The sequence below is a fragment of the Micromonospora sp. C28SCA-DRY-2 genome, from assembly GCF_030519475.1.
GTDB lineage: Bacteria > Actinomycetota > Actinomycetes > Mycobacteriales > Micromonosporaceae > Micromonospora.
Genome location: NZ_JAUMKD010000001.1, coordinates 877445 through 901171 on the forward strand (window position 1 = coordinate 877445; position 23727 = coordinate 901171).

22 protein-coding genes and 1 tRNA gene are annotated in these 23727 nt (G+C 72.1%); 16 read left to right on the forward strand and 7 right to left on the reverse strand.

Translation table 11 applies throughout. The annotated features are described in order from the left end of the window. Positions 1–66: 66 nt before the first annotated feature. The 4 genes from Q3W71_RS04010 to Q3W71_RS04025 are packed head-to-tail and all read right to left on the reverse strand — an operon-like array spanning position 67 to position 2733. On the reverse strand, positions 67–831 hold the full coding sequence (locus Q3W71_RS04010) for an energy-coupling factor ABC transporter ATP-binding protein (RefSeq protein WP_302917899.1): 765 nt from the start codon (positions 829–831) through the stop codon (positions 67–69). After that, positions 828–1598 carry a cobalt ECF transporter T component CbiQ gene (gene cbiQ, locus Q3W71_RS04015; RefSeq protein ID WP_302917900.1) on the reverse strand — a complete coding sequence of 257 codons (771 nt, stop codon included), beginning with the start codon at positions 1596–1598 and terminating at the stop codon, positions 828–830. The genes Q3W71_RS04010 and cbiQ overlap by 4 nt, the downstream gene beginning before the upstream one ends. A gap of 14 nt (positions 1599–1612) precedes the next feature. Further along, positions 1613–2020, reverse strand: coding sequence for a PDGLE domain-containing protein (locus Q3W71_RS04020; RefSeq protein WP_302917901.1), 408 nt, complete (start codon positions 2018–2020; stop codon positions 1613–1615). Further along, positions 2017–2733: an energy-coupling factor ABC transporter permease gene (locus Q3W71_RS04025; RefSeq protein WP_302917902.1), complete on the reverse strand. Its 717-nt coding sequence runs from the start codon at positions 2731–2733 to the stop codon at positions 2017–2019. The genes Q3W71_RS04020 and Q3W71_RS04025 overlap by 4 nt, the downstream gene beginning before the upstream one ends. Positions 2734–2974: 241 nt before the next feature. Here Q3W71_RS04025 and bcp point away from each other — a divergent pair, with 241 nt between their 5' ends. From bcp to Q3W71_RS04045, 4 genes are all read left to right on the forward strand, one after another. After that, positions 2975–3451 carry a thioredoxin-dependent thiol peroxidase gene (bcp, locus tag Q3W71_RS04030; protein WP_302917903.1) on the forward strand — a complete coding sequence of 159 codons (477 nt, stop codon included), beginning with the start codon at positions 2975–2977 and terminating at the stop codon, positions 3449–3451. A 30-nt stretch (positions 3452–3481) separates the two neighbouring features. After that, on the forward strand, positions 3482–4423 hold the full coding sequence (locus Q3W71_RS04035) for an HNH endonuclease (protein ID WP_302917904.1): 942 nt from the start codon (positions 3482–3484) through the stop codon (positions 4421–4423). Next, positions 4386–4473 (forward strand) — tRNA-Leu (locus Q3W71_RS04040). Before Q3W71_RS04035 ends, Q3W71_RS04040 begins: the two co-directional genes overlap by 38 nt. 157 nt (positions 4474–4630) lie before the next feature. After that, on the forward strand, positions 4631–5173 hold the full coding sequence (locus Q3W71_RS04045) for a GNAT family N-acetyltransferase (RefSeq protein ID WP_302917905.1): 543 nt from the start codon (positions 4631–4633) through the stop codon (positions 5171–5173). A 110-nt stretch (positions 5174–5283) separates the two neighbouring features. Here the strand turns inward: Q3W71_RS04045 and Q3W71_RS04050 are convergent, their stop codons facing one another. Beyond that, the gene (locus tag Q3W71_RS04050) at positions 5284–6102 is read right to left on the reverse strand and encodes an MOSC domain-containing protein (protein WP_302917906.1); all 819 of its coding nucleotides are present in this window, start codon (positions 6100–6102) and stop codon (positions 5284–5286) included. Between the two features lie 4 nt (positions 6103–6106). After that, positions 6107–6940: a class I SAM-dependent methyltransferase gene (locus Q3W71_RS04055; RefSeq protein WP_302917907.1), complete on the reverse strand. Its 834-nt coding sequence runs from the start codon at positions 6938–6940 to the stop codon at positions 6107–6109. A 117-nt stretch (positions 6941–7057) separates the two neighbouring features. On the opposite strand from Q3W71_RS04055, the gene Q3W71_RS04060 reads away from it, so the two are divergent. The 11 genes from Q3W71_RS04060 to Q3W71_RS04110 all read left to right on the forward strand — a co-directional run bounded on the left by Q3W71_RS04060 (position 7058) and on the right by Q3W71_RS04110 (position 20833). Continuing rightward, positions 7058–8122 carry an LCP family protein gene (locus Q3W71_RS04060; RefSeq protein ID WP_302917908.1) on the forward strand — a complete coding sequence of 355 codons (1065 nt, stop codon included), beginning with the start codon at positions 7058–7060 and terminating at the stop codon, positions 8120–8122. A 354-nt stretch (positions 8123–8476) separates the two neighbouring features. Further along, positions 8477–9778, forward strand: a complete 1302-nt coding sequence (locus Q3W71_RS04065; RefSeq protein ID WP_368050379.1) for a sugar transferase — start codon at positions 8477–8479, stop codon at positions 9776–9778. 130 nt (positions 9779–9908) lie between these two features. Next, the gene (locus Q3W71_RS04070; RefSeq protein ID WP_302917910.1) at positions 9909–11045 is read left to right on the forward strand and encodes a glycosyltransferase; all 1137 of its coding nucleotides are present in this window, start codon (positions 9909–9911) and stop codon (positions 11043–11045) included. A gap of 21 nt (positions 11046–11066) precedes the next feature. Next, a complete protein-coding gene (locus tag Q3W71_RS04075; RefSeq protein ID WP_302917911.1) occupies positions 11067–11939 on the forward strand; it encodes a glycosyltransferase family 2 protein in 873 nt (290 codons plus the stop codon). Next, positions 11936–13177 carry a hypothetical protein gene (locus Q3W71_RS04080; RefSeq protein ID WP_302917912.1) on the forward strand — a complete coding sequence of 414 codons (1242 nt, stop codon included), beginning with the start codon at positions 11936–11938 and terminating at the stop codon, positions 13175–13177. Before Q3W71_RS04075 ends, Q3W71_RS04080 begins: the two co-directional genes overlap by 4 nt. Beyond that, positions 13170–14066: a glycosyltransferase family 2 protein gene (locus Q3W71_RS04085; protein WP_302917913.1), complete on the forward strand. Its 897-nt coding sequence runs from the start codon at positions 13170–13172 to the stop codon at positions 14064–14066. Before Q3W71_RS04080 ends, Q3W71_RS04085 begins: the two co-directional genes overlap by 8 nt. Position 14067: 1 nt before the next feature. Continuing rightward, positions 14068–15210, forward strand: coding sequence for a glycosyltransferase family 4 protein (locus Q3W71_RS04090; RefSeq protein ID WP_302917914.1), 1143 nt, complete (start codon positions 14068–14070; stop codon positions 15208–15210). After that, positions 15207–16571 (forward strand): O-antigen ligase, encoded by a 1365-nt coding sequence (locus tag Q3W71_RS04095; RefSeq protein WP_302917915.1) that lies wholly within the window; start codon positions 15207–15209, stop codon positions 16569–16571. The genes Q3W71_RS04090 and Q3W71_RS04095 overlap by 4 nt, the downstream gene beginning before the upstream one ends. A gap of 238 nt (positions 16572–16809) precedes the next feature. Then, the gene (locus tag Q3W71_RS04100; RefSeq protein WP_302917916.1) at positions 16810–18117 is read left to right on the forward strand and encodes a polysaccharide biosynthesis tyrosine autokinase; all 1308 of its coding nucleotides are present in this window, start codon (positions 16810–16812) and stop codon (positions 18115–18117) included. A 183-nt stretch (positions 18118–18300) separates the two neighbouring features. Beyond that, positions 18301–19572, forward strand: coding sequence for a DUF1800 family protein (locus Q3W71_RS04105; protein ID WP_302917917.1), 1272 nt, complete (start codon positions 18301–18303; stop codon positions 19570–19572). Between the two features lies 1 nt (position 19573). Then, on the forward strand, positions 19574–20833 hold the full coding sequence (locus tag Q3W71_RS04110; RefSeq protein ID WP_302917918.1) for a DUF1501 domain-containing protein: 1260 nt from the start codon (positions 19574–19576) through the stop codon (positions 20831–20833). Positions 20834–20903: 70 nt separating this feature from the next. Here Q3W71_RS04110 and Q3W71_RS04115 read toward each other — a convergent pair whose 3' ends face one another. Continuing rightward, on the reverse strand, positions 20904–22664 hold the full coding sequence (locus tag Q3W71_RS04115; protein WP_302917919.1) for a trypsin-like peptidase domain-containing protein: 1761 nt from the start codon (positions 22662–22664) through the stop codon (positions 20904–20906). Positions 22665–22868: 204 nt separating this feature from the next. On the opposite strand from Q3W71_RS04115, the gene Q3W71_RS04120 reads away from it, so the two are divergent. Beyond that, positions 22869–23720 (forward strand): MurR/RpiR family transcriptional regulator, encoded by an 852-nt coding sequence (locus Q3W71_RS04120; RefSeq protein WP_302917920.1) that lies wholly within the window; start codon positions 22869–22871, stop codon positions 23718–23720. Positions 23721–23727: the final 7 nt, after the last annotated feature.

Here is a 23727-nt window from a genome sequence, read left to right on the forward strand (position 1 = left end):
TTTCGGCCCTCGATTCGGGGGTTACACCCGCTTCTGTCGGGGCAGCAAGTGCAAGATCGCGGGGCGTCAGCGCGGGGTGGGGGTGAAGCCGTAGGGGAGTTCGAGGCGGTGGCGGGTGAGGAGGTCGGTGTCGGTCAGGAGGTCGCGGGTGGGGGCGTCGGCGACGATCCGGCCGGCGTCCAGGATCACCGAACGCTCGCAGAGCTCCAGCGCGTACGGCAGGTCGTGGGTCACCATCAGCAGGGTCACCGGCAGGCCCCGGAGGATCTCGGCCAGCTCCCGCCGGGCGGCCGGGTCGAGGTTCGACGAGGGCTCGTCGAGCACCAGGATCTCCGGGTGCATGGCGAGCACGGTGGCCACCGCGACCCGGCGACGCTGGCCGAAGGAGAGGTGGTGCGGGGCCCGGTCCCGGTGTTCGCCCATCCCCACCGCGGCGAGGGCCTCGTCCACCCGGGCGGCCAGCTCCGCGCCGCGCAGCCCGAGGTTGGCCGGGCCGAACGCGACGTCCTCCGCCACCGTCGGCAGGAAGAGCTGGTCGTCCGGGTCCTGGAAGACGATCCCCACCCGGCGGCGCACCTCGGCGAGGGTGGCCCGGTCCTGGCTCACCGCCAGCCCGCCGACGCGCACGCTCCCCTCGGTGGGCGTCAGGATGCCGTTGAGGTGCAGCACCAGCGTGGTCTTGCCGGCGCCGTTCGGCCCGAGCAGCGCCACCCGCTCACCGCGCGGCACGGTCAGGTCGACCCCGTGCAGGGCCACGTGCCCGTCCGGGTACGCGTACCGCACGCCACGGACGTCCAGGCTGGGAGGTGTCGGCTGCACGACACCGATCATGTCAGCAGGACGGCGGTGGCGGCGACGCCGGCCGCCAGGACCGGCACGGTGGCCGCGACCAGCCACTGCCCGGCCGTCGCCGCGCCCGCGCCCTGCCACACCGCCGGCATCCGCCCCGAGTAGCCGCGCGACAGCATCGCCAGGTAGACCCGCTCGCCCCGCTCGAACGCGCGCAGGAAGAGCGCCCCGACGCCGGCGGCGAAGCCGCGCAACTGCCAGAGGAAACGCGGGTCGTCACCCCGGGAGACCCGGGCCACCCGCATCCGGCGGGCCTCACCGACCAGCACGTCCAGGTAGCGCAGCATGAACGTGGCGATCTGGGTGAGGATCTGCGGGCAGCGCAGCCGGTCCAGGCCGACGATCAGGTCGCGGGTGGTGGTGGTCGCGGCCAGCAGCAGCGAGGCGAGCACGCCCAGCGTGCCCTTGGCGACGATGTTCCAGGCCCCGTACAGGCCGTCCTCGGACAGCCGCAGCCCGAGCAGCTCGACCCGCTCGCCGGCCCCGAGGAACGGCAGCGCGACCGCGAACAGCACGAACGGCAGCTCGATCAGCGCCCGGCTGAGCAGCCAGCCGGGGCCCACCCGGGCCAGCGCCGCCACCGCCGCCACCAGCAGGGCGTACGCGCCGAACGCCCAGAACGCGGTGCGCGGGGTGGCCACCACGGCCAGGGTGAACACCACCATCGCCACGATCTTGACCTCGGGCGGGAGCCGGTGCACCGGTGAGGCGGACTCCCGGTACAGCACGTGCGCGTGCCCGGCGCCCATCGTCGTACCGCCGCTCAACCGGCGGTGCCGGCGCGCTGCCGCCCGTCGGCGGCCGCGTCCGGCGCGCCCCCGGCGGCCCCGCCGGCGTCCGAGCCCCGGCGGCGGACCAGCCAGAACGCGCCACCGGCCACGGCGAAGGTGAGCAGCACGCCGAGCACCCCGGACAGGCCGGTGGAGAGGAACTCGTTGTCGACGCCGGAGATGCCGTAGTCGGCCAGCGGGCCGCCGATCTCGTGCTCCCGCTCCGCCCGCGCCGGGCAGGTGCCGCCGGTGATGTTGTCCTCGGCGTCGAACGTGCAGCCCTCGCGCAGCGACGAGTCCAGCCCGTCCGGGTGCGACGAGGCGAAGTTGCTCACCACCCCGGCCAGCAGCAGGGCCACCAGCAGCCCACCGACGACGAACCCCCAGGAACGCTTCCTCACCGGACACCTCCGACGGCCGGAACGGGCGCCGGCGCGGCCGGCTTCAGGGCGCGCAGCGCGTAGACGAGATCGGGCCGCACCTTGGCGACGGTGACCACCGTGGTCGCGGTGATCAGCCCCTCGCCGACGCCGATCAGCAGGTGCACCCCGGCCATCGTGCCGGCCAGGCCACCCAGGTTGCCGCCCAGGTCGGTGGTGCCGCCGAGCCAGTACTGCCCGACGAAGCCCATCGCGGCGACCACCACGCTGAACAGGGCGGAGACGAACGCGGTCACGCCGAGGCCGGTCGGGGTGCGCGGCAGCACCCGCAGCAGCAGCGCGATCAGCAGGTACGCCGCGGCGGTGCCGAGGACCGCCATGTTGGTGATGTTGAGGCCGAGCATGGCCACCCCGCCGTCACCGAAGACCAGCGCCTGCACGACCAGCACCACCGCCACGCAGAGCGCGCCGACCCACGGGCCGACGAGCATCGCGGCGAGCGCCCCACCGAGCAGGTGGCCGCTGACGCCGGCGGTGAAGATCGGGAAGTTGAGCATCTGCACGGCGAAGATGAAGGCGGCGACGAGGCCGGCCATCGGGGCGAGCCGGTCGTCCAGGTCACTGCGGCCGCGCAGGACGCAGAACGTCATCGCCACCAGCGCCACCGCCGCGAACACCGCGGCGACGGGACCGTCGATGATCCCGTTCGAGATGTGCATCGCCAGGGTTTCCACGTGACCTCCCACGCGACGGCGGGCCTGTCCACGCCGGCAGGCTCAGCCTATTTCCCCCATATCGCTGTTGCCAATATCTGGCAACAAGCCATGGTCCTGATCACGGCGGTCCGGCCGCCCCGGCGGTGGACCGGGCCGGGCCGATCGCGACGGCGCGCCGGGGTCCGGCTCGCCGTGTGACGCCGGCGTCGACGCGGCGCCACCAGCCCCGACCGGCCCGGGCGGCGGTAGGGTCTCGGTCATGACCGCGCCCGAGCGACTCTCTCCCGGCGACCCCGCGCCCGAGTTCAGCCTCCCCACCGACACCGGGGACACCCTCTCCCTGGCCGACCTGCGCGGCCGCAAGGTCGTGCTGTACGCCTACCCGGCGGCCATGACCCCCGGCTGCACCAAGCAGGCCTGCGACTTCCGCGACTCGCTCGCCTCGCTCCAGGCGGCCGGCTACGAGGTGGTCGGCATCTCCCCGGACAAGCCGGAGAAGCTGGCGAAGTTCCGCGAGCGCGACGCGATCACCTTTCCGCTGGTCTCCGACACCGACAAGAGCGTGCTCAGCGCGTACGGCGCCTACGGCGAGAAGCAGATGTACGGCCGCACGGTCACCGGCGTGATCCGGTCCACCTTCGTCATCGACGCGGACGGCAAGATCGAGCGGGCGCTCTACAACGTCAAGGCCACCGGGCACGTCGCCAAGCTGCGCCGGGACCTCGGCCTGGACTGACCTGTCGTACCGGGCCACTACGGTGCGTACGTGGTCCGGTACAAGTACACCCCCGAGGCGCTCGCCGCGGCGGCGGCCGTCGCGCGCAGCGTCACCGAGGTGATGCGGCTGCTCGGGGTGCGGGTCAGCGGCGGCTCGCACGCGCACATCAGCCGCCAACTGAAGCGCTTCGGCATCGACACCTCCCACTTCACGGGTGCGCGCAACGGTGCCGGGCGGCGCGAGCGGCGGACGACCTCCGCCCAGCTGCTGGCGCGGCTACCGGAGGGATCCCGGCGCATACCTGGCACCCGGCTGAGGTGGGCCCTCGGCACCATCGGCGTGCCCGAGGAGTGCGAAGAGTGCGGCATCGGGCCGAGCTGGCGGGGCAAACCGCTGATTCTGCACGTCGACCACATCAACGGGGACTCCCTGGACAACCGTCCGCCCAATCTGCGCATCCTCTGCCCGAACTGCCACAGTCAGACCGCGACCTACGCGGGTCGGAGCCGTCGAGTCTTCGGGACGGCACCGCCTGACCCGCCTGCGCCGTCCGGGCACGGGCCCCCACTGGCCAACGCGCGGCGGCCCGTCACCGAGCGGGACCTTGTCGAGTTGTTCGGCCGTGTCGACGCGCGGGAGCTGACCGCCACGGAAGCCGCGCATCGCGTCGGATGTCATCCCAACCACCTGCACCGGATCCGCCAACGGCTGGAGCAGGAGGGGGTGCTCAGGCCACGGCCCGCCGGCCGCCGCTGGCGCTCGGCCGCGCTCCGGGAGACGGTTATCGAGTACGCACTGGCCAACCCGGACCTCGGGCCGAAGCGGCTGGCGCGCCTACTCCAGCAGTTGCCGAACGGCGGCTGCGAGGTGAGCCGCGGAACCATCTTCCACATCCTGAGCCAGGCCGGGCTCACCACCAGGGCGGCCAGACGCTCTAGACTCACCAACGCCAGCGGGAGTGGCGAAACTCGGCAGACGCGCAGGATTTAGGTTCCTGTGTCCGTGAGGACGTGGGGGTTCAAGTCCCCTCTCCCGCACCAACTTGTGGTCCCAGCGGCGGCGGGGCGGACAACTTCCGGCCTGCCGTCGCCAACGTGACTGGCGTGGGCGGCCGGCGACGGTCCGCCCGGCAGGCGGGGCGTCGTCGGCTGTCGTGCGCGTCACGATCGCGGGTCGCGGCGCGCCGCGCGGGCCAGGATGGCGGGCGTGAGTCTGCGCTTCGTCCTCGACCCCGAGTTGACCCCCGAGCTGCGCGAGCAGATCGTCGCGCTCTGGGTCGACGTCAGCAACGCCGGCGGGGCCGTGGGTTTCGTGCCGCCGGTGACCGCCGAGCGGGTCCGCGCCACCGCGGAGCCGATGTTCGTGGACGTCAGCGACGGCCCGGACCGGCTGCTGGTGGGGTACGCGGGCGAGCGGCTGGTCGCCGTGCTGATCTTCAGCGACAACCGGTTCGACCTGAAGGCGCACTGGTGCGTGCTGAAGCGGGTGATGGTGCACCCGGACACCCAGGGTCGCGGCTACGGCGCCGCGCTGATGCGCGAGGCCGAGCGGGTCGGCCGCGAGCTGGGGTGGGAGGCGCTGCACGTGACCCTGCGCGACGGACTCGGCCTGGACCGGTTCTACCGTGGCCTCGGCTACCGGGAGATCGGCCGGCTGCCCCGGGCGCTGCGCGTCGGACCCGGCGACGACCGCGACGAGATCCTGATGTGGCTCGACCTGACCGACCGGGCCGCCGCCTGACCTGCCCGGGCCGCCCCAGCCCAGCGGGCCGCCCCAGCCCAGCGGGCCGCCCCAGCCCAGCGGGCTGCCTCAGCCCAGCGGGCGCCTGAGCCGCCGGTGTGCCCGGCCGGTCAGCCGTCGACGCGGACCGCGTCGCCGACCGCCACCGCGCCGGTCTCCACGGGCACGAGGTGGAGTCCGAACAGCAGCTTCTGCTCGACCTTGCGGTACCGGGCGAGGGTGCGCAGCGGTTCCTTCCCGCGTACCCCGGTCTCCTGGTCGGTGGTGGTGACCACGCACCGGTCGCACCGCCCGGCGGCGCGGAAGCGCAGCTCGCCGATCCGCAGCGACCGTCCGGCCCAGCCGTCCTCGGCCCAGGCCGGCGCGCCGTCGACCACCAGGTTGGGCCGGAACCGGCTCATCGGCACGGCCTCCTCGCCGGCCTCCGCGAGCCAGTCGTTGAGCGCGGCGAGCGAGGCGGTGCTGGCCAGCAGCAGCGGGTAGGCGTCGGCGAAGCTGACCTGGTCGCCGGTGTCGTACTCGCGGTCGCCGGCGGGGATGTGCCGGGTCGGCTCGGCCAGCCAGACCAGCCGGACCGGCCGGCCGAGCAGCCCGGTGAGCCAGTCGTCGGCCGCCGGCCCGGCGGGCAGCGCCGGGACCGGCAGCTTCCGGCTGCGGAAGGTCCGCACCGCGACCGCCGCGCCGCCGGCCGGCTCGGGCACGTCGAGGTCGGGCCGGCCCGGCGCGCGCAGCACCAGGCCACCGTCGCGGACGGTGGCGCGCAGGGCGACCAGGCGGGTGCTCTCGCGCTGGGTGACGCCGACGCCGTCGGCGTCGACCACCATCCAGCGCCGGTCGCCGGCCAGGCCCCACGGCTGCACCCGGGCGTCGTCGTGGTCGAGCCGGTGACAACCCTTGACCGGGTACGTGTGGATCCCGCTCAGCCGCATCCGGTCACCATGCCACGCCGATGCCGTCCCCCGGGTACCAGTGGTTGGCCGGGGTCTCCCGGTAGGCGAGGAACCGCCGGCCGGTGCGTTCGGCGTGCTCGGCGAGGACGTTGGTGGCGGTGACGTTGTCGGTGAGCAGCAGCGCGTTCGGGGCCAGTTTGCTCTCCACGGCCTCGAACTCGCGCTTCTCGTGGGCCCGGCTGTGGTCGCTGTCGTGCAGGAAGAGGTCGACCGGCCGGTCCAGCGCGGCGATGGAGGCGATCGAGTCGCCGATCACCAGGTCGACCACCTCGGACCAGGGCGCGGTCCGGGCCAGGTAGCCGGCCTCGGGGTTGATGTCCAGCGAGGTGACCCGGCCGGGGTGCCCCTCGGCGGCGTTGCGCAGCAGCGCGGCGGCGAGCACGCAGCTGCCGAGTCCCTTGTCGACACCGGTCTCCACCACGTGCGCCGGGCGGGTGGCCCGGACGATGGCGTACCAGCCGATCCGGCGGGCGTAGCGGACCTGCTTGTCGGCGAGCCCGCGGCGGGCGGCGCCGGCGGTGGCCTGCTGGATGTGCTGGCGCAGGGTGTCGTCGGACTCGATCTCGTCGAGGTACGCGCGCACCTGCTTGACCGGGATGTCGCAGACCACGCTGACGAACCAGGCGAGGTGGTGGCGACTCAGCTTGGTCAGGTCGTAGGTGTAGTTGTGATGTTCGCGCGACGTGAGCAGCCAGCGCGCCGAGGTGCGCAGCACCTTGGCGTCGTGGCGGGCGACCCGGGCGAGCCGCTTGGGGAAGGCGGCGACCGGGGCGAGCGGGGTGCGGGCGATGGCCCGTCGGAGCTTCGTTGCGTCCACGGGAGGGTTGTACCAGCCGGAGGGAAACGGTGGCTGTGAAAGTTTTCATTCACCAGCCGGCTCTTCGGCACGAACGGTGGGTACGCGGCCCGCAACCCGAATCAGTAGCATCGCGCCATGCGTCAAAGCCAGGAGCACGCGGAACCCGAGACCCGGTTCTTCGACGAGCAGCCAGCGCCGGAACCGACCGAGGAACCGCGGCCGCGGCGGCGCCGGTGGCGGAAGGTCGCGCTGATCACGCTGCTCGTCATGGCGTTGATCGGCGGCGGTGGCCTGATCGCCGGTGGCCTGTACTTCCGGTCGATCAACTCCGACATCGAGCGCGTGGACGCCTTCGACGACGTGCCCGAGGCGTCCCGCCCGGAGGTGGTGGCGAAGGGCGCCATGAACATCATGATCCTGGGCAGCGACTCCCGCGACCCGGAGAACAGTTCGGGCTCCCGCAGCGACACCATCATCGTGGCCCACCTGCCCAAGGACCGGTCGAGCGCGCAGCTCATCTCGATCCCCCGGGACACCTGGGTGCACGTGCCGAAGTCGAAGGACGGGCAGCACGGCGGCCGGGACGCCAAGATCAACGCCGCGTACGCCTGGGGTGGCGTTCCGTTGATGGTGCAGGCGGTGGAGAAGTTCACCGGCGTCCGCGTCGACCACGTGGCGATGGTGGACTTCGCCGGCTTCAAGGAGATCGTCGACGCGCTCGGTGGTGTCGAGATCGACGTGGAGAAGGGCTTCACCACGCGCTACTCGCTCGGCGGCAGCCGGACGTTCCCCCAGGGGCGGCAGACCATGGACGGGGCCGCCGCGCTCGACTACGCGCGCGAGCGGCACGCCTTCCCCGACGGCGACTTCGCCCGGATCCGGCACCAGCAGCAGGTGATCAAGGCGATCCTGGACAAGGCGGCCTCCGGCGGGGTACTGGCCAACCCGGCCAAGCTGAACTCGTTCATGAAGGCCACCGCGAACGCGGTGGCGGTGGACAAGTCCATGTCCATCCTGGACCTGGCGATGGAGCTCCGCCACCTGCGCAGCGGCAACCTCGGGTTCTACACCTGCCCGGTCAAGGGCACCGGGCGCGTCGGCAGCGAGAGCGTCGTCTTCGCGGACACGGGCCGGGCCAAGCGTCTCTTCGACGCGGTGCGCCGCGACGCGGTCCCCGACATCCAGGCCGCCGGGAAGTAGGACCCCGAATTGTCATGCCGGCGATAGCGCTACGGCTGACCTGGTCGTATCCTGCCCTCGCCCACTGGTCGTCACGCGCGCCCCGAGGGCTGTCACGGGGGAGGATCGACCATGTCAAGCCAACCGGCGATTAGTCGTCCGGCTGCGCCGGCAGCCCATTCGGGCGGAGCGGCGCAGCAGGTGGCGGAGCCGCCACGGCATGCCGCGCCGGCCGGCGAGGGGAACCGGGTCCCGGTCGCACCGGCGAGCGGCCCGGAGGCCGCCGCCACCACGCGGCCCGGTCTCGACACCACGGCGGTGCTGCCGTACGCCGGCTCGCGGGCCTCGACGCGTACCCGCTGGCTGCGGGCCTGGATGATGACCGCCCCGATCGACGTCGTCGCGCTGCTCACTCCCCTGCTGGTGAGCCAGAACTACTGGCGCGGCACGCTGGCCAACGCCGCCCTCACGGTGGCCATCTTCGCCACCGGCGGGCTCTACCGGGCCCGCCGTCACCTCAGCATCCTGGACGAGCTGCCGATCCTCGGCGGGCGGCTGCTGGCCTCCGCGGCGGTGGTGGCCATCATCGCGGCCGAGCGCCACTCCTCGGTGGAGTACGTCGGTGGCTTCATGCGCGGCGTCGCGCTCTCCGCCGGCCTGGTGATCGTCGGCCGCGCGTTCAGCCGTACGCTCACCAACGCCCTGCGCAAGCGCCGGTGGGTGGAGCACAACGCCATCGTCATCGGCAACGGTCCGGTCGGCCTGGAGCTGGCCCGGCTGCTGCGGCGCTACCCGCAGTACGGCCTGCGCTTCGTCGGCTGCGTCGACGTCGCGTCCCGGCAGGGCGGGGCGCTGCCGCTCATCGGCACCCTCGACGACCTCGAACAGCTGGTCCGGCTGCTGGAGTGCGACGTGCTGGTCATCGCCGACCCGGCCTGCGCCGAGCCGGCGCTGATGGAGACCCTGCTCCAGCCGGCCAGCTCCCGCTGCGACCTCTGGGCGGTGCCGCGCCTCTGGGGCTCGCGCGCCCAGGGCGGCTACCCCGACCACATCGGCGCCATCCCGATCGTCAAGATCGGTGACACCTCGCTGTCCGGCCCGCGGTGGGCCGTCAAGCGGGCCTCCGACGTGCTTTTCGCGCTGGTCGCGCTGGTCGTGCTGAGTCCGCTGCTGCTGCTCTGCGCGATCGCCACCTTCCTCGACGGCGGTCGCGGCATCTTCTTCCGGCAGGAACGGATCGGCCGGTACGGCAAGCCGTTCCAGGTGATCAAGTTCCGGTCGATGCGCCCGGTCGACGAGCACGAGTCGCAGACGAACTGGTCCATCGCCAACGACCGGCGGGTCGGGCCGATCGGGCGGTTCATGCGCCGTACGTCGCTGGACGAACTCCCCCAGCTCTGGAACATCCTGCGCGGTGAGATGAGCGTGGTGGGCCCGCGGCCGGAACGGCCGTACTTCGTCGAGAAGTTCTCCGCCGAGTACCCCGACTACGCGATGCGCCACCGGGTGCCCGTCGGGCTCACCGGGCTCGCCCAGGTCAGTGGCCTGCGCGGCGACACGCCCATCTCCGACCGGGCGCGGTTCGACAACTACTACATCGAGAACTGGTCGCTGTGGTTGGACGCCAAGGTGGTGCTGCGGACCGTGGCGGAGATCTTCCGCGGTGGCGGTCGCTGAGCGCACCGGAGTCCCCGTCCGTCTTTTCACCGACCAGGTCAAACGTTAGGGAGTTCAAGGTGACAAGCGAGGTCGTCGCGCCCACGACTGGGCAGGTGCCGGCTCGGCAGCCGCAGGGCGGCGGGGCCCGGTGAGCACCACTGCCGGGCAGCGCCCGCCGGTCGGGCAGCAGGGTGGCCTTCCCGCTCTCACCGGCTCGTCGGTGGCGCTCGTCCACGAGTGGTTCGGCGTCACCGGGGGCTCCGAGAAGGTCTTCCGGCACATCGCCGACCTCGTGCCGCACGCGGAGCGGTTCGTGCTCTGGAAGGACGCGGGTGTCGAGGAGCCGCAGCTGCGGGAGTCGTGGCTGGCCCGGACCCCGCTGCGGCACAGCAAGGCGGCGGCGCTGCCGCTCATGCCGATGACCTGGCGGACCCTCACCCGTCAACGCTTCGACGTGGTCATCTCGTCCAGCCACGCCTTCGCCCACACCGTGAAGCTGGGGCCGCCGGAGACGACCCGACACCTGAGCTACGTCCACGCTCCCGCCCGGTACATCTGGAGTCCGGCCTTCGACGGCCGCGGCTCCAGCCCGCTGCTCGCCCTTCCCCGACGCGCGCTCCAGGCCGTCGACGTACGGTTCAGCCGGCACGTGCACAGTTACGCGGCGAACTCCCGCGAGGTACAGGCCCGGATCCGCCACTACTGGCGACGGGACGCCGTCGTGGTCAACCCGCCGGTGGACGTGGACTACTTCTCGTCAGCGCCCGCCGCGGACCAGGCCCAGCCACGGGACTACCTGCTCGGCGTCGGCCGGTGGATTCCGTACAAGCGGTTCGACCTGATCATCGAGATCGCCGAGGCCGCCGGCCTGCCGGTGGTCATCGCGGGCTCCGGGCCGGAGGAGGCCAACCTGCGGCGGCTCGCCGAACGCGTCCGCGTCCCCGTCACCGTCGAGGTCATGCCGAGCATGGAGCGCCTGCGCCAGCTCTACTGGGGGGCGCGCGCCCTGCTGTTCCCCGTGCACGAGGACTTCGGCATCATCCCGGTGGAGGCACAGGCGTGTGGCACGCCGGTCATCGGCATCAACCGGGGCGGGTTGCTGGAAACGGTGGTCGACGGCGAGACCGGCTTCCTCATCGACTCGACCGCCCCGGACCGGTTCGCCGCGTTGACCGCCCGCCTGGGCGAACTGCACACGGACCGGATCAGGGCCAACGCCGCCGCCTTCTCCGCGGCCACGTTCGCCGCGAGGTTCTCGGCCTGGGTGACCGATGCCGTCGCGTAGGGTCGCCGGGGTGACGGCCCGATGAGCACCGTCGGTATCGCCATCGTCAACTACCTGAGCGCCGACGACACGGCGGCGCTCGTACGGTCGATCGCTGCCCATACCAGCCCGACCGGCCCACAGGTGGCGATCGCGATCGTCGACAACAGCGACCAACGCCAGCGGCTCGAACCGATCGCCGAGGTCGCGCGGGGCCACGGGCTGTCGGCCCGGGTGATCCACGGTCACGGCAACGTCGGGTACGCCGCCGGGAACAACATCGGCGCGCGCTGGCTCCTGGAGCAGGGCGCCGACGTGGTCTGGGTGCTCAACCCGGACACCCGGATCACCGGCGGCGACCTCTCCGCCGCGCTGGAGGTGTGCCGGGCCGGCGACTTCGCGATCGGCGCGACGACGAGCACCGACGCCGCCGGGGTGACCCGCCCGGAGCTGGGCGCGCTCGACCTCTGGACAGGGCAGAGCGGGCAGCCGTCGGCCGACAGCGCGGGGTCACGCCGGCTGACGTACGTCGCGGGCCACTCGATCCTCATCACCCGGCCGGCGTTCGAGAAGCTCAACGGCTTCACCGAGGACTTCTTCCTCTTCTACGAGGAGGCCGACCTCGCCGTGCGGTCCGAGCGCCTCGGCATCCCGGTCACCGTGGTCTCCGGACTCGAGGTCGAGCACGCCGGCGGTGGCGCGACGGGCGCGAGCAGGGACATGAAGGCCAAGTCGCTGATCACCTACTTCCACGCCAGCCGGAGCTGCATGATCTTCTTCCGCAGGCACTACGGCCGCCGGCTGCCCGTGGCGGCCTTCGCCCGGCTGCTCTACGCGGGGAAGGCGCTGCTGGTTGCCGGCCCGGGGGCGGCGAGCGCGGTCGTCCGGGGAACGGTTGCGGGGTTGCGGGCATGACCCGGTCGTTGCGGGGTTCGGTCCGGCAGGCCGCCGGCAGCGCCACCATGATGTACCTCTCCGCGCTGGCGATGTCCGGCGTCGCCATCCTGCTCAGCGTCGCGCTGCCACCGGCCGAGCGCGGTCTGCTGGTGGCGACGACGACCAGCGCCACCATCGGCGTCGCCGTCGGCGGGTTGTCGTTGGAGACGTTCCTGCTCGCCCAGGGCCGGCAGTGGCTGGACGAGACGGCCGGTCGTCGCAGTCTGGCGATCTACGCCGGCACGGTGCCGTTGACCGCGACGCTCGCGTGGATCTTCGCGCGTTACTCCGAGGAGGCCAATCCGGGCATCGCCGCCGTCGGCGCCGCGTGCATCGCGGCGAGCAACATTCCGGCTGCGGCCGGGCTCACGCTGGGCCGGTTCCTGAGCGTCTACCGGTATCGCGCCGCGTTCGCCGCCATCGCGCCGGCGCTCTATCTCGTGCTGATCGTCGCCGCCGTCGAGGACGCGGAGTTGTGGCTGCTCGCCTGGCTCGGATGCCAGACGCTGATGGCGGTCGCGCTCTGGATGACGCACGGGTTGTCGCTGGTCCGGATGGCTCGCCGGCCGTCGCCTGAGCAGGAGCGGCTTGCCCGGCTGGGCCTCACCCACGCGGGAGCGGTGGCCCAGGTCTTCACCTACCGCTTCGACCAGCTCGCGCTGGCCCGTCATCAGGGGCCCGACGTGCTCGCCGTGTATTCACTCGCGGTAGCGGCGATCGAGTTCACCCAGGCCGGCGCGGTGGTCGCGGCCCAGCGGACCCTCGGGGACCACGCGGACGGCTCGGCCCAGCGGTTGCGGGGCGTGCTGCGCCGGGCGCTGTACCTCGCCGTCGGGATGGGGCTGCTGGTCCTCGTCGGGTTGGCCGCGATCGGTGTGCTGACCAGCGGGTACGAGGCGGCGCTCCTGCTCGGCCTCATCCTGGTCGCGCGGAGCGTGGCGGTGACCTTCGGCAAGATCCTGAGCGCCCGGCTGGTCAACCTCGGTGGCGAGCGGGCGACCGCGGTGATCGCGGCCGGCACCGCCCTGGCCGCGGTCGCGGGCTATTCGCTGGCGGCGCCCGAGTTCGGCGCGGCGGGTGTCGCCGTCATCTCCGTCGTGCTGTTCGCGCTGCACGGCACGGTCACCGCCGCCGTGCTGCGGAAGCGGTCCGAACCGCAGGTCACGACAGTTCCCCGGGCGGATTCCAGCGAACCTAAGGTTGGCAACGTTGTCTGACAGAGTCGTCGCAGTGATCCTCAACTGGAACTGCGCGGACGACACCATCCGGTGCCTCCGGGCCGTTCTCGGCGGCAGCCACGTGCCGGACGTCATCGTCGTCGACAACGGTTCGAGCGACGACTCGAGCGGCAAGCTCGACAAGGTGGCCGAGCCGTTCACCCTGCTCCGGCTCGACCGCAACCTGGGCTACGCGGGCGGGATGAACGCGGGCATCCGGGAGGCGGAGGCCCGCGGCGCCGAATGGGTCTGGCTGCTCAACGCCGACGCGGTCCCCCGGCCGGACGCGCTGGCGACGCTGCTGCGACACGCTGACCGCTTCGACGTGTCGACGTCGTTGCAGACGACCTCGGCAGCGCCGGGCGATCCGGACGCCGAACCCTACGTCGTCGCCGCCATGCTGCCGAACGGCAAGGTCCACCCGGTCCGGTGCGCCGGCTGCGACCAGGCGGCGCACGAGGTGGACATGGTCACCGGCGCGGCACTGCTCCTGCGGCTCTCCTCGGTCACCGCGGTGGGCCTGTTCGACGAACGGTTCTTCCACTACAAGGAGGAGTTCGACCTCGTCCGGCGGATCGCCGACGCGGGCGGCCGGATCGGGTTCGTGTGTGCTTCCGAGGTGTGGCACCAGCGAGGCGGCAGCCTCAGCGGGTCCAGCCCCCGGGCCCGCTACTACCACCACCGCAACGAGGTGCTGTACGTGTGGAAGCACTACCCCCGTCCGTGGCGGCGGCTGCTGATCGGCGAGCCGATCCACTACAAGAACGTGGCGAACGCCCTGTTCCGGATCGCCGCTGGTGGCCGGGCGCGCAGACGGAGCTCGCTCGCGGTGCTGGCCGGCTACTGGGACGGCGTACGGGGCGTCCACGGTCCCACCGAGAGGTTCTAGCGTGCACATCCTGTTCGTGAGTCACTCCGCCGAGCTGATGGGCGCGGAACGGTCACTGATCGCGCTGGTGCGGGAGGCGGTCGAGGTCCGCGGTCACCGCGTCACCGTCTCGGTGCCCGACGACGGACCACTGCGGGCCGAGCTGACCCGGGTGGGCGCGGACGTCGTGGTCCTGCCGACGCGGCTCTGGATGGGAAAGCGGCATACGCCGTTGGTCGGGCTGGTCCGATCGGCCCAGGCCGCGGTCTCGGTACCCCGGTACTGGCGCTACCTGCGGCGGACCCGGCCCGACCTGGTGGTGACCAACTCAGCGGTTGTCCCGGCCGGGGCGATCGCCGCCCGGATGGCGGGCGTCGGCCACGTCTGGACGATCAGGGAGAGTCTGCTCAGCAACCCCAACCTGCGGTCGGCGCTGCCCCGACGGACGGTCGCCCGGATCATCGCCTCCCTCGCCGACGGTGTCGTCGTGATCTCGAAGTACGTCGCCGAGCAACTGCTGAGCGCGGCCCCCGCCGCCGGACCGAAACTCCGGGTGGTTCCGCCGTCGGTGGCGCCCCGGGCGTCGCAGGTCGCCGCCCGGCGGCCCGGTCCGGGGAAGCTGGAACGGCTCGTCCTGCTCGGGCGCTACACGCCCGAGAAGGGTCAGGCGGACGCGATCGAGGCGCTCGGGCGGTGCCTTCGGGCGGGGCGTCCGCTCCATCTGAAGCTGGCCGGGGTGGGCGACGGCGCCGCCCGGCGGGCCGTCCAGGCGCTCGCCGAGGAGCACGGAGTCGGCCACCTCGTCGAGGCATCCGAGTGGACGGACGATCCGCACGCGCTGTACTCGTGGGCGGACGCGACCCTGATGCTCTCCCGTAACGAGGCGTACGGCCGGGTGACCGTCGAGTCGCTGATGTCGGGTACGCCGGTGATCGGCTACCGGGCCGGTGCCACGACCGAGATCCTCGACGGTGGCGGCGGGGTGCTCGTGGCGCCCGACGCCGAGGCGTTGGCGCGGACCCTGCTGGCGCTCGGCGCCGACGACGGGGCATTCGACCGGCTCGTGAACGACGCACTGCTGCGGGCGAAGGAACTGAACCACGCACCGTCGTCGGCGGGAGCCTTCGTCTCCTACCTGGAAGAAGTGCGGGCAGGACGGGCATGACGGCATCGGTGCGGGCCCTCGGCCTGCCGGCGGTGCTCGCCCTCACGGTCGGCGTGCTGGCGAGCTGGCGCCCCGTCCTGCTCGCCGTGCTGGGGCTGGCCGCGCTGCTCGTCTGGGGCCTGTGGACCCCGTCCCGGCTGATGTACGCGCTGTTCGCGGTGTTGCTGCTGGTGCCGGTCACCGCCGACCCGGGTTACCCCACCGAACCGGTGTGGGTCGTCCTGCTGGCCGCGACCGCGATCGCCCTGTTCGGTCGCGTCCAGCGCTTCGATCCGGACCGACCGCTCGCGTCCGTCGGGATGGCCGGGTTCGTGCTGCCGGTGGCGGGGGTGGTCGCCGGCCTGGTGCACTGGCACGGGCCCAAGACCTTGATCGTGTCCCTCGTACCGTTCGTCTGCTACGCCGTCATCGCCTGGCACGTGGTGGAGGAGGCGCGGCGCGACCCGGAACTGGTGAAGCGGGTCGCCACGGCCGTCGCCTGGTTGGGTGTGCCCGTCGCGCTGCTCGCGGTCTACCAGCGCGTGAGCGGGACCTGGCCGGTCCTCGACGCCCTGGCGACGAGCAACGCGTTCACCTCGTCCGGCGGCGCCGGCCGGTCGGTCGGGACGATCGGCCACCCGATCGTGTACGGCACCTACTGCATGATGTCGATGTGCGTCACGCTCGCCCTGCGCGGCCGCCTGTGGCAGTTGCCCTTTGCCGCCGGTGCGGTCGGACTGCTGCTGTCCGGCTCGCGCAGCGCCTGGATCGGCATGGCCGCCGCCCTGGTGGTCTGGTACCTGTCGCAGGAACGGAAGGTGACCCGTCGCGGGGTCGCGCTGGTCGCGGCCTTCGTCGCCGCCGGCGCGGTGCTGGTGCTGGTCGGCCCACGACCGGTGCAGGGCGCGATCGAGATCCTCCGCACCCGCCTGTCCAACGTGACCGGGTCGTCCTCCGCCACCGCGCGGTACAGCCGCTACGACGTGGCGTGGTCGGGTCTGTGGGAACGCGTCGACACCGTGCTGTTCGGGCTGGGACCGGAGGCGCACGTGCGCTACTTCCAGCAGGTGGGTATCGGCGACTTCCTGGCCCAGACCTTCGACAACAGTTACCTCACGCTGTGGTACGACTTCGGCCTGATCGCGCTCCTGCCGTTCGTCGCCATACTGGTCGCGCTGTTCGTCAAATCCCGGTCGCTGGTTGCCCGGATGCTGGTCGCCGCAATTGCGGCGCAGATCTTCTTCTTCGACTTCTACCTGTGGCCGTGCGCCGCCGCCGTCCTGATCCTGGCAGCCGGCCTGGCAATTTCTCGGGGTCACCGGAACGGCACTCACCGGGGGGTGCCCGGAATGGCGAAAGTCCCCCTCGCCCGGGCCGGATGAGCGAAACTCGCGATGCCTGCCGCACTGCTAGGATGACGGCCGCCGCGGCTCGTGCCGACGAGTTGACCCCGGGCTTCTGGCAGGCGGCCAGCGACGCAGATGAGGATCAAGAGTGAGGCTTTCCGGCAAGCTGCTGCCAGCCAAGACGCCCGGTCGACCAACGGATGATCCAGGGGACCGCAGTGGCCTGCGCGGCGTCGTCGACAGTTCCCGCCGGGCCGTACTCCAGTGGGTCGAGTTGACCCCTCGGCACTATTTCAAGGCCCTGCGCGCGCGCCGGTGGATGGTGCTCACCCTCGTCCTGATCAGCACCGCGGGCGGCGGCCTGGCCACCCTGTTGCAGACGCCGATGTACAAGTCGGAAGTGCAACTGTTCTTTTCGCCGAACTTCCCCACCAGGGACATTCGCCAACTCGACACCGGCGGAAACTACATCCTGCAACGGGTCCGGTCGTATTCCGAGATCGCCGACAGTCCCGAGGTCGCCACCACGGTCATAGCGCGGCTGGGTCTGCCGTACTCGTCCGAGGAACTGCTGTCCCGGGTCAGCGTCACGGGCAAGGCGAGCACGGCCATCCTGAACGTCGAGGTCCTCGACCCGGAACCCGGGCGGGCCCGGGACATCGCCAACGCGATCGGGGCGGAGATGCCCGGCTTCATCGCACGACTGGAGCAGCCGACCGGGATCGACACCCCGCCGGTGAAGGTCTCCGTCGTCCGCCCGGCGACCGCGCCGTCGTCGCCGGAGTCGCCGCAGCCTGTGGTCAACATCGGCCTCGCCCTCGCCGGTGGGCTGTTGGTCGGCACGGTGACGGCGGTCACCGCGTACGCCCGGGAGCGCACCGTGCGGGACGCGGACCACGCGGCCGAGGTCGGCGACCTGACCCTGGTCGGGGTCGTCGAGGCCGAACCCGGCGCCAGCCCGCTGCTGGCGCCCGACGAGCGGTCCGCCCGCGCGGAGACCCTCCGGCAGGCGCGGGCGAACCTGCGGGTACAGGCCGTCGGTGAACGGCTGACCAGCGTCACGGTCCTCGGTTCCGCGGGCGACGACGGTGGCGCGCTGACCGCCGGGAACCTGGCGGTTGCCTTCGCCCGGGCCGGCGAGACCGTGGTGCTTATCGACGGGAACCTGCGGAACCCCGAGATCCACGAGTTGTTCGCGGTGCCCAACGAGACCGGGCTGGCGAACGTCCTGCGGGGCGAGGCGTCCGTCAACGAGGTGACTGTCCAGTGGCGTCCGGACTTCCCGCTCTATCTCCTGCCCGCGGGCCGGGACGAGTCGGGGCCGACCGAGCGGCTGTTCCAGCCCGACAAGATCGCCGAACTGATGCGGTCCTTCCGGTTGGGCCAGGTCTTCGTGATCGTCAACGGCCCGCCGCTGCTGTCGGACGCCGAGGCGACGTTCCTGGTCACGGCCACGGACGCGACGGTGGTCGCCGCCCGGGTCGGTACCACCCGGACCGACCAACTGCCCGCCACTGTGGACGCGCTGCGACGGATGCGCGCGAACCTGCTGGGCCTGATGGCTGTCCGGTCGACGAGATAGCGGCACCTTCCGGATCGAACCGCGCCGGCAGGGATCGCTGTGCCGGCACAGGCTACGCGGGAAGCCGCAGGAACGGGCGGCACAGCATGGTCCGTTAGAATGGCTCCCGCCTGGTCTCACCACAGGCAGTGGACGACCCGGACCGGTTCTGAGATCCGGCGACCTTTCCCTGGGGCGACGAGGATGCACGACGACGTCGGGATGCTGTTGCGGCGGGCGGGCTTCGGTCCGACGGCGTCCGAGTTGGCGGCCGCGAAGAAGGCGGGCTACCAGGCAACGGTGGCCCGGCTGATGGCACCCGCCGGGCCGGACCGGGGCGCCGCGACCGCACCGATTCCGGATCTCGGCCGGGACCCCTTCGACGATCTGCCGGATCCGACGACCGAGCAGCGGGCCGCGGCGGAATCGCTCCGGAAGCAGCACACCGATGCGATCATCCGTTGGTGGCTGGACCGGATGACGGTCGCGGACCACCAGGCGAACGAGAAGCTGATGTTCTTCTGGCACGGACACTGGGCCACCTCGATCCGGAAGGTCGGCAGTCCCCAGTTCATGCTCGCGCAGCACCGGAAGATCCGCAGCTCGCCGAACTTCCGGGTGATGGCGAGGAAGCTGGTATCCGACCCGGCGCTGGTCTACTGGTTGGACGGGCAGCTCAACACCAAGCACGCGCCGAACGAGAACCTCGCCCGGGAGCTGATGGAACTGTTCATGCTCGGCATCGGGAACTACACCGAGCAGGACGTGAAGGAGGCCGGGCGTGCGCTGACCGGCTGGAAGACCGACCTGGGCGTCCCGGAGACCGCCATCTTCTTCCCGGCGGACCACGACGGCAGCCGTAAGAAGATCCTCGGCACCACCGCCAGGTTCGACGCCTACACCCTGGTCGACTTCCTGGCCAAGCAGCCGGCCTGCGCGCGCTTCATCGCCGCCCGTCTGTGGTTCCGGTACGGCTCCTCGTCCACGGCCATCGCCCGGTCCACCCAGGAGAAGCTGACGTCGGCATTTCCGGTGGGACTGAACATGCTCCGGGTCCTCTTCGAGGACGAGCACTTCCGGTCGGGCCAGCACCGGCTGGTGAAGCAGCCGGTCGAGTGGCTGGTCGGCGCCATGCGCCAGTTGAACATCCGGCCGGCCCACTTCTCCGAGCAGACGCTGCACCAGGTCGTGAGTGGACTGACCGGGCTGGGGCAGGTCCCCTTCGCACCGCAGAGCGTCGGTGGCTGGCCGAGCGGAGCGGCCTGGCTGAACTCCGCCGCGGCCCAGGTCCGCCTCGGTCTGGCCGACCTGCTCGCCGGGCTGGCGCAGTTCGACCACCTCACCGCCGAGGAGCTGGCGACCATCCTCGCGATCGACACCTGGACCAACCGGACCTATCAGACCTTGAAGCAGGCGAAGAACCCGCGACAGCTCCTGATCCTCGGGCTGGCCAGCCCGGAGTACCTGGTGAATTGACATGGACCCGTTGACCCGCCGCAAGTTCCTCCTCGCCTCCGCCACGGCCGGCGGCGCCGCCGCCATCGCCGCCAGCGGGTTCGGGCTCGCCGAGTTGCTCGCCACCGCCCGTGGAGACGACGGGTCGGACGCCGACGACGGCACCGACAAGCTGGTCCTGGTCACGCTCTACGGCGGCAACGACGGGCTCAACACCGTCATCCCGTACGCGGATCCGGCATACCATTCCGCCCGCCCCGAGCTGGCCTACGCCCCGGAGAAGGTGCTGCACCTCGACGACTCGCTCGGCCTGAACCCGGTGCTGACCGGGCTGAAGCGACGCTGGGACGATCGACAGCTCGCCGTCGTACTCGGCGTCGGCTACCCCAAGCCCGACCGGAGCCACTTCCGCTCCATGGACATCTGGCAGACCGGGTCGCCGGAGGCGCCCGTCCCCACCGGATGGGTGGGTCGCTGGCTGGACGGCACCAACGCCACCGCCGAGGCGGCCGTCAGCTTCGAGCCGGTGCTCCCGCCGCTACTCGTCGGCGCGACGCGGGTGGGAGCGTGTGTGGCGGTCGGTGGGCTGCAACTACCGCCCGGGATCAACGCGGACCTGGTCGCCGCGCTCGGGCGGACCCAGGACGGCGAGTCGGAGCTGCACCTACGCGCGGCAGAGTCCTACCAGGACTTCCTCCGGGTGAACGAGCTGGTCGAACAGGCCGCGAACAGCCCGGCGCCCCCGGAGGTGGCCGAACTCCCGCCCCTGCCGGCCACCGCGACCGGTGGCGCCAGTTCCCTGGCCGCCCAGCTCGCCCTGGTGAGCCGCTGCGTGGAGGCCGGAGTGCCCACGCGGGTCTACTCGGTGAGCCTGGGTGGCTTCGACACCCACGCGAACGAGCGGGTCGGCCAGGAGTGGCTGCTGAAGCAGCTCGACGAGGCGCTCACCGCGTTCCTGGACCGGATGGCGAAGACGAAGGCCGGTCGGCGGGTGACCGTGGCCGTCTACAGCGAATTCGGCCGCCGGGTCAGGGCCAACGCCTCGGACGGCACCGACCATGGGACGGCCGGGCCGCTGCTCGTGATGGGCCCGGGCATCGCCGGCGGGTTCTACGGCGAGCAACCGAGCCTGACCGACCTGGACGACGGCGACCTCAAGGCGACGACTGACTTCCGCGACGTCTTCGGCACGCTGCTCGGTTCCGTGCTGCGGGCCGACCCCGCCCAGTATCTCAACGGCTACCAGGCGAAGCTGCTGCCATTCGTCCGCGGCCGGGTGTAGCGGCGACGGCCGACGTGCGTGGACCGGGACGGGCACCGCGCCCGCCGCGGCCGGCGGCACGGGCCCCGGCTCAGTCCCCGTTCCCGATCTTCTGACGGTCGGCCGCGTGCTGGCGGTAGGTCTGGGCGACGAGGTTGGTGGGCGAGCTGTCAGTGGTGCTGCTGAGTCTGGTGATGGCGTCCGCGTAATCGCCGGCGAAGTAGGCGTCGAGGCCGCTCCGGTACAGCCGATCGGTGTCACCGAGCTGGTTGGTGACACCGGCTTCGCCGAGCATCGCGGCGAGCGTGGCCGCCGGCACGACCGCCCGGTTGGCCTTGTCGGGCAGTTCCTCGTCGTTGTCCAGGATGCCGGCGACCCGGCCGCTTGTGTCGATCACCAGGCCGCCGCGGGAGTGGATGCCGACGTCGCCGTTGACCCGGTAGCCGGACACCTGCCCCACGCTGCCCGAGCTGGCCACGATCACCGGCTTCGACGCGACGGTGTAGGTGGCGGTGAGAGGGTCCTTGTCGCTGGTGGCGTAGCCGACCGAGACCAGTTGGGTGCCCTGCTGGACGACGTCAGTGGTGTTCAGCTCGGCGACCGGGAGACGCTCCTGGGCGAACTTGACCAGGGCCACGTTGCCCATCTCGGGATCCCACGTCCGGACGATCTCACCCGGGATCGCCGGGCTGTCGGTGACATTGCCCTTGGCCACGTTGAACTGCCCGAACAGCCGGACCTCCGGCTCCTGCCCGGTGTCCAGGCCGGTGAAGACGCTCTTCTTGAGATTGGTCGCGACGTACTCGTCGAGCTTGCCGGACTCGAGCTTCTTCTCCTCGATCAGGATCCGACCCAGGGTGTAGAGGGCGTTCTGGGTCGCGGTGTCGGCCGCGGGCCGTACGCAGAGGCCGTTGGTGAACGCGTGGCCGGTCGTACTCACGACGAAGCCGCTGCAGCGGCGGTTGAAGGTGACCGGCGCCGCCCGCAGCGGTGTCTTGGTCGCCTTGTCCCGCAGGTATCCGGTGTAGACGACCTCCACGTAGACCAGCGACGGCGAAGCGATGGCGACCGCCCGCTCTTCGAGGGTGTAGGGCGGCGGCGACTTCTTGTCGTCGCCCGAGCCCGCCCAGACGATCACGCCGCCGACACCCGCGAGGAGCACCAGGACCAACGCGGAGATGCCGAGCCAGAGACCGGTGCGACGGGGGCGCGGCTCGGAGGGCTTGATCCGGCGGTCCGGCGCGGCGAACGGGTCGTACGAGGTCGGCTCAGCCGGTGCAGTGGCGTGCGGTCCGGGCGACTGGGGCGTGCCCGAGACGGGCTGGGCCGAGACCGGGTGCGCCGAGACGGGCTGCGCGGACGCGGGCTGCGCGGACACGGGCTGCGGCGAGACCGGCTGCGCGGAGACCGGGCCGACCTGGATCGCCCAGGGCATGACGGGTGCGCCGGACGTCGGCTGGGGCGCGCCCGAGACCGGCTGCGGCGGGTTGGGGATGGTCTGCGGGGCCCCGGAGACGGGCATGTCGGCACCGATGTCCGTGGGCACCGGCTGGTAGTCGGCGCCGAGCGCGCGGAGCAGCTTCTCCGCACCTGGCCCGGCCTCCGACGGGTACGCCACCCAGGGCGAGTCGGCCGAGAAGTCGGCGTACGCGTAGGCCTGCCCACCCGGTTGCTGCGCGAGCGAGTCCGCCATCGCGGCGAACGCCTCCCGCCAGCGCGGGTCGGTGGCGGCGGCGCCCTCCAGCACGGCGACGGTGACGAACCGGCCCTGCGAGTCGATGGCCGCCCACGCCTTCCCGACCACCGACCCGCCCAGCACGTGGGTGAACCTGTAGGGGCCAACCGGCTGCATGCCAACTCCTCTGTTCAATCGCCGTGCGGATCCTACAGAGCCGATGCTCAGCCATCCGCCCGCCGGTCGCCCGCCCGACACAATTCGGGACGCCGGGTCCGACCTGCGGAATCCACCGTGGCCACCGGAGCCTGGCGCGGGCACGCCCCGGCCGCCAGCGGTGACGCCTTGCGCTGTGAAAGTTTTCATGCATAGAGTCGCGGCATGAATGAGGGAACTGCCGTGGCCCCCGGCGAGCAGGTGCTCGACCTGTTCCACGGGGTACGGCTCACTCCCACCCAGCGCCGGATCGCGCACTGCCTGGTGCAGCACGCCCCGGCCGCGGCCTACCTGTCGGCGGCCGAGGTGGCCGAGCTGGCCGGGGTCAGCCAGCCGTCGGTCACCCGGTTCGCGGTCGCGCTCGGCCACGACGGCTACCCGGCGCTGCGCCGCCGGCTACGCGAGCTGACCGCCGCCACCACTGCCGGGTCCGACGGCGCCGGCAACGAACTCCAGCAGGCGGTACGCGCCGAGATCGGCAACCTGGACCGGCTGGCCGGGCAGCTCGCCGACCGGGAGCCGATCGCCGAGAGCGGCCGGCTGCTGGCCGCCAGCCGCCCGCTGCCGGTGCTCGGCCTGCGGGCCGCCGCGCCGCTGGCCGCGTACTTCGCCTACTTCGCCGCCAAGGTGCACCCGGACGTGCGGGTGCTCGACGACGGCGGCAGCCTGCTCACCGACCGTCTGGAACAGGCCGCCGAGGCCGGGGCGTCCGCCCTGCTCGCCTTCGTGCTCCCCCGCTACCCCCGGGAGACCCTGGACGCGCTGCGTGAGGCCCGGGCCGCCGGCCTGCGCGTGGTGGCGATCACCGACTCGCCGGTCAGCCCGGCCGCCGAGCACGCCGACGTGGTGCTGCCCGCCGCGGTCGGCGCGCACCTCGTGTTCGACCTGCACACCGCCCCGATGACGCTGGCCATGGTGCTGCTCCAGGCGATCTGCGACGCCGCACCGGCCGAGACCCAGCGCCGGCTGGAGGCGTTCGAGGCGTCCGCCGCCCGCCGTCAGTTGTTCCTCGGCTGAGAGGAGA

What these genes read in the sequence shown, in the direction of transcription:
- bcp (WP_302917903.1), top strand. Translation starts at nt 2,975, where the DNA reads ATGACCGCGCCCGAGCGACTCTCTCCCGGCGACCCCGCGCCCGAGTTC.
- Q3W71_RS04045 (WP_302917905.1), top strand. Translation starts at nt 4,631, where the DNA reads ATGGCGGGCGTGAGTCTGCGCTTCGTCCTCGACCCCGAGTTGACCCCC.
- Q3W71_RS04110 (WP_302917918.1), top strand. Translation starts at nt 19,574, where the DNA reads ATGGACCCGTTGACCCGCCGCAAGTTCCTCCTCGCCTCCGCCACGGCC.
- Q3W71_RS04050 (WP_302917906.1), bottom strand. Translation starts at nt 6,102, where the DNA reads ATGCGGCTGAGCGGGATCCACACGTACCCGGTCAAGGGTTGTCACCGG.
- Q3W71_RS04075 (WP_302917911.1), top strand. Translation starts at nt 11,067, where the DNA reads ATGAGCACCGTCGGTATCGCCATCGTCAACTACCTGAGCGCCGACGAC.
- Q3W71_RS04065 (WP_368050379.1), top strand. Translation starts at nt 8,477, where the DNA reads ATGATGACCGCCCCGATCGACGTCGTCGCGCTGCTCACTCCCCTGCTG.
- Q3W71_RS04115 (WP_302917919.1), bottom strand. Translation starts at nt 22,664, where the DNA reads ATGCAGCCGGTTGGCCCCTACAGGTTCACCCACGTGCTGGGCGGGTCG.
- Q3W71_RS04105 (WP_302917917.1), top strand. Translation starts at nt 18,301, where the DNA reads ATGCACGACGACGTCGGGATGCTGTTGCGGCGGGCGGGCTTCGGTCCG.
- Q3W71_RS04010 (WP_302917899.1), bottom strand. Translation starts at nt 831, where the DNA reads ATGATCGGTGTCGTGCAGCCGACACCTCCCAGCCTGGACGTCCGTGGC.
- Q3W71_RS04060 (WP_302917908.1), top strand. Translation starts at nt 7,058, where the DNA reads ATGCGTCAAAGCCAGGAGCACGCGGAACCCGAGACCCGGTTCTTCGAC.
- cbiQ (WP_302917900.1), bottom strand. Translation starts at nt 1,598, where the DNA reads ATGGGCGCCGGGCACGCGCACGTGCTGTACCGGGAGTCCGCCTCACCG.
- Q3W71_RS04095 (WP_302917915.1), top strand. Translation starts at nt 15,207, where the DNA reads ATGACGGCATCGGTGCGGGCCCTCGGCCTGCCGGCGGTGCTCGCCCTC.
- Q3W71_RS04080 (WP_302917912.1), top strand. Translation starts at nt 11,936, where the DNA reads ATGACCCGGTCGTTGCGGGGTTCGGTCCGGCAGGCCGCCGGCAGCGCC.
- Q3W71_RS04120 (WP_302917920.1), top strand. Translation starts at nt 22,869, where the DNA reads ATGAATGAGGGAACTGCCGTGGCCCCCGGCGAGCAGGTGCTCGACCTG.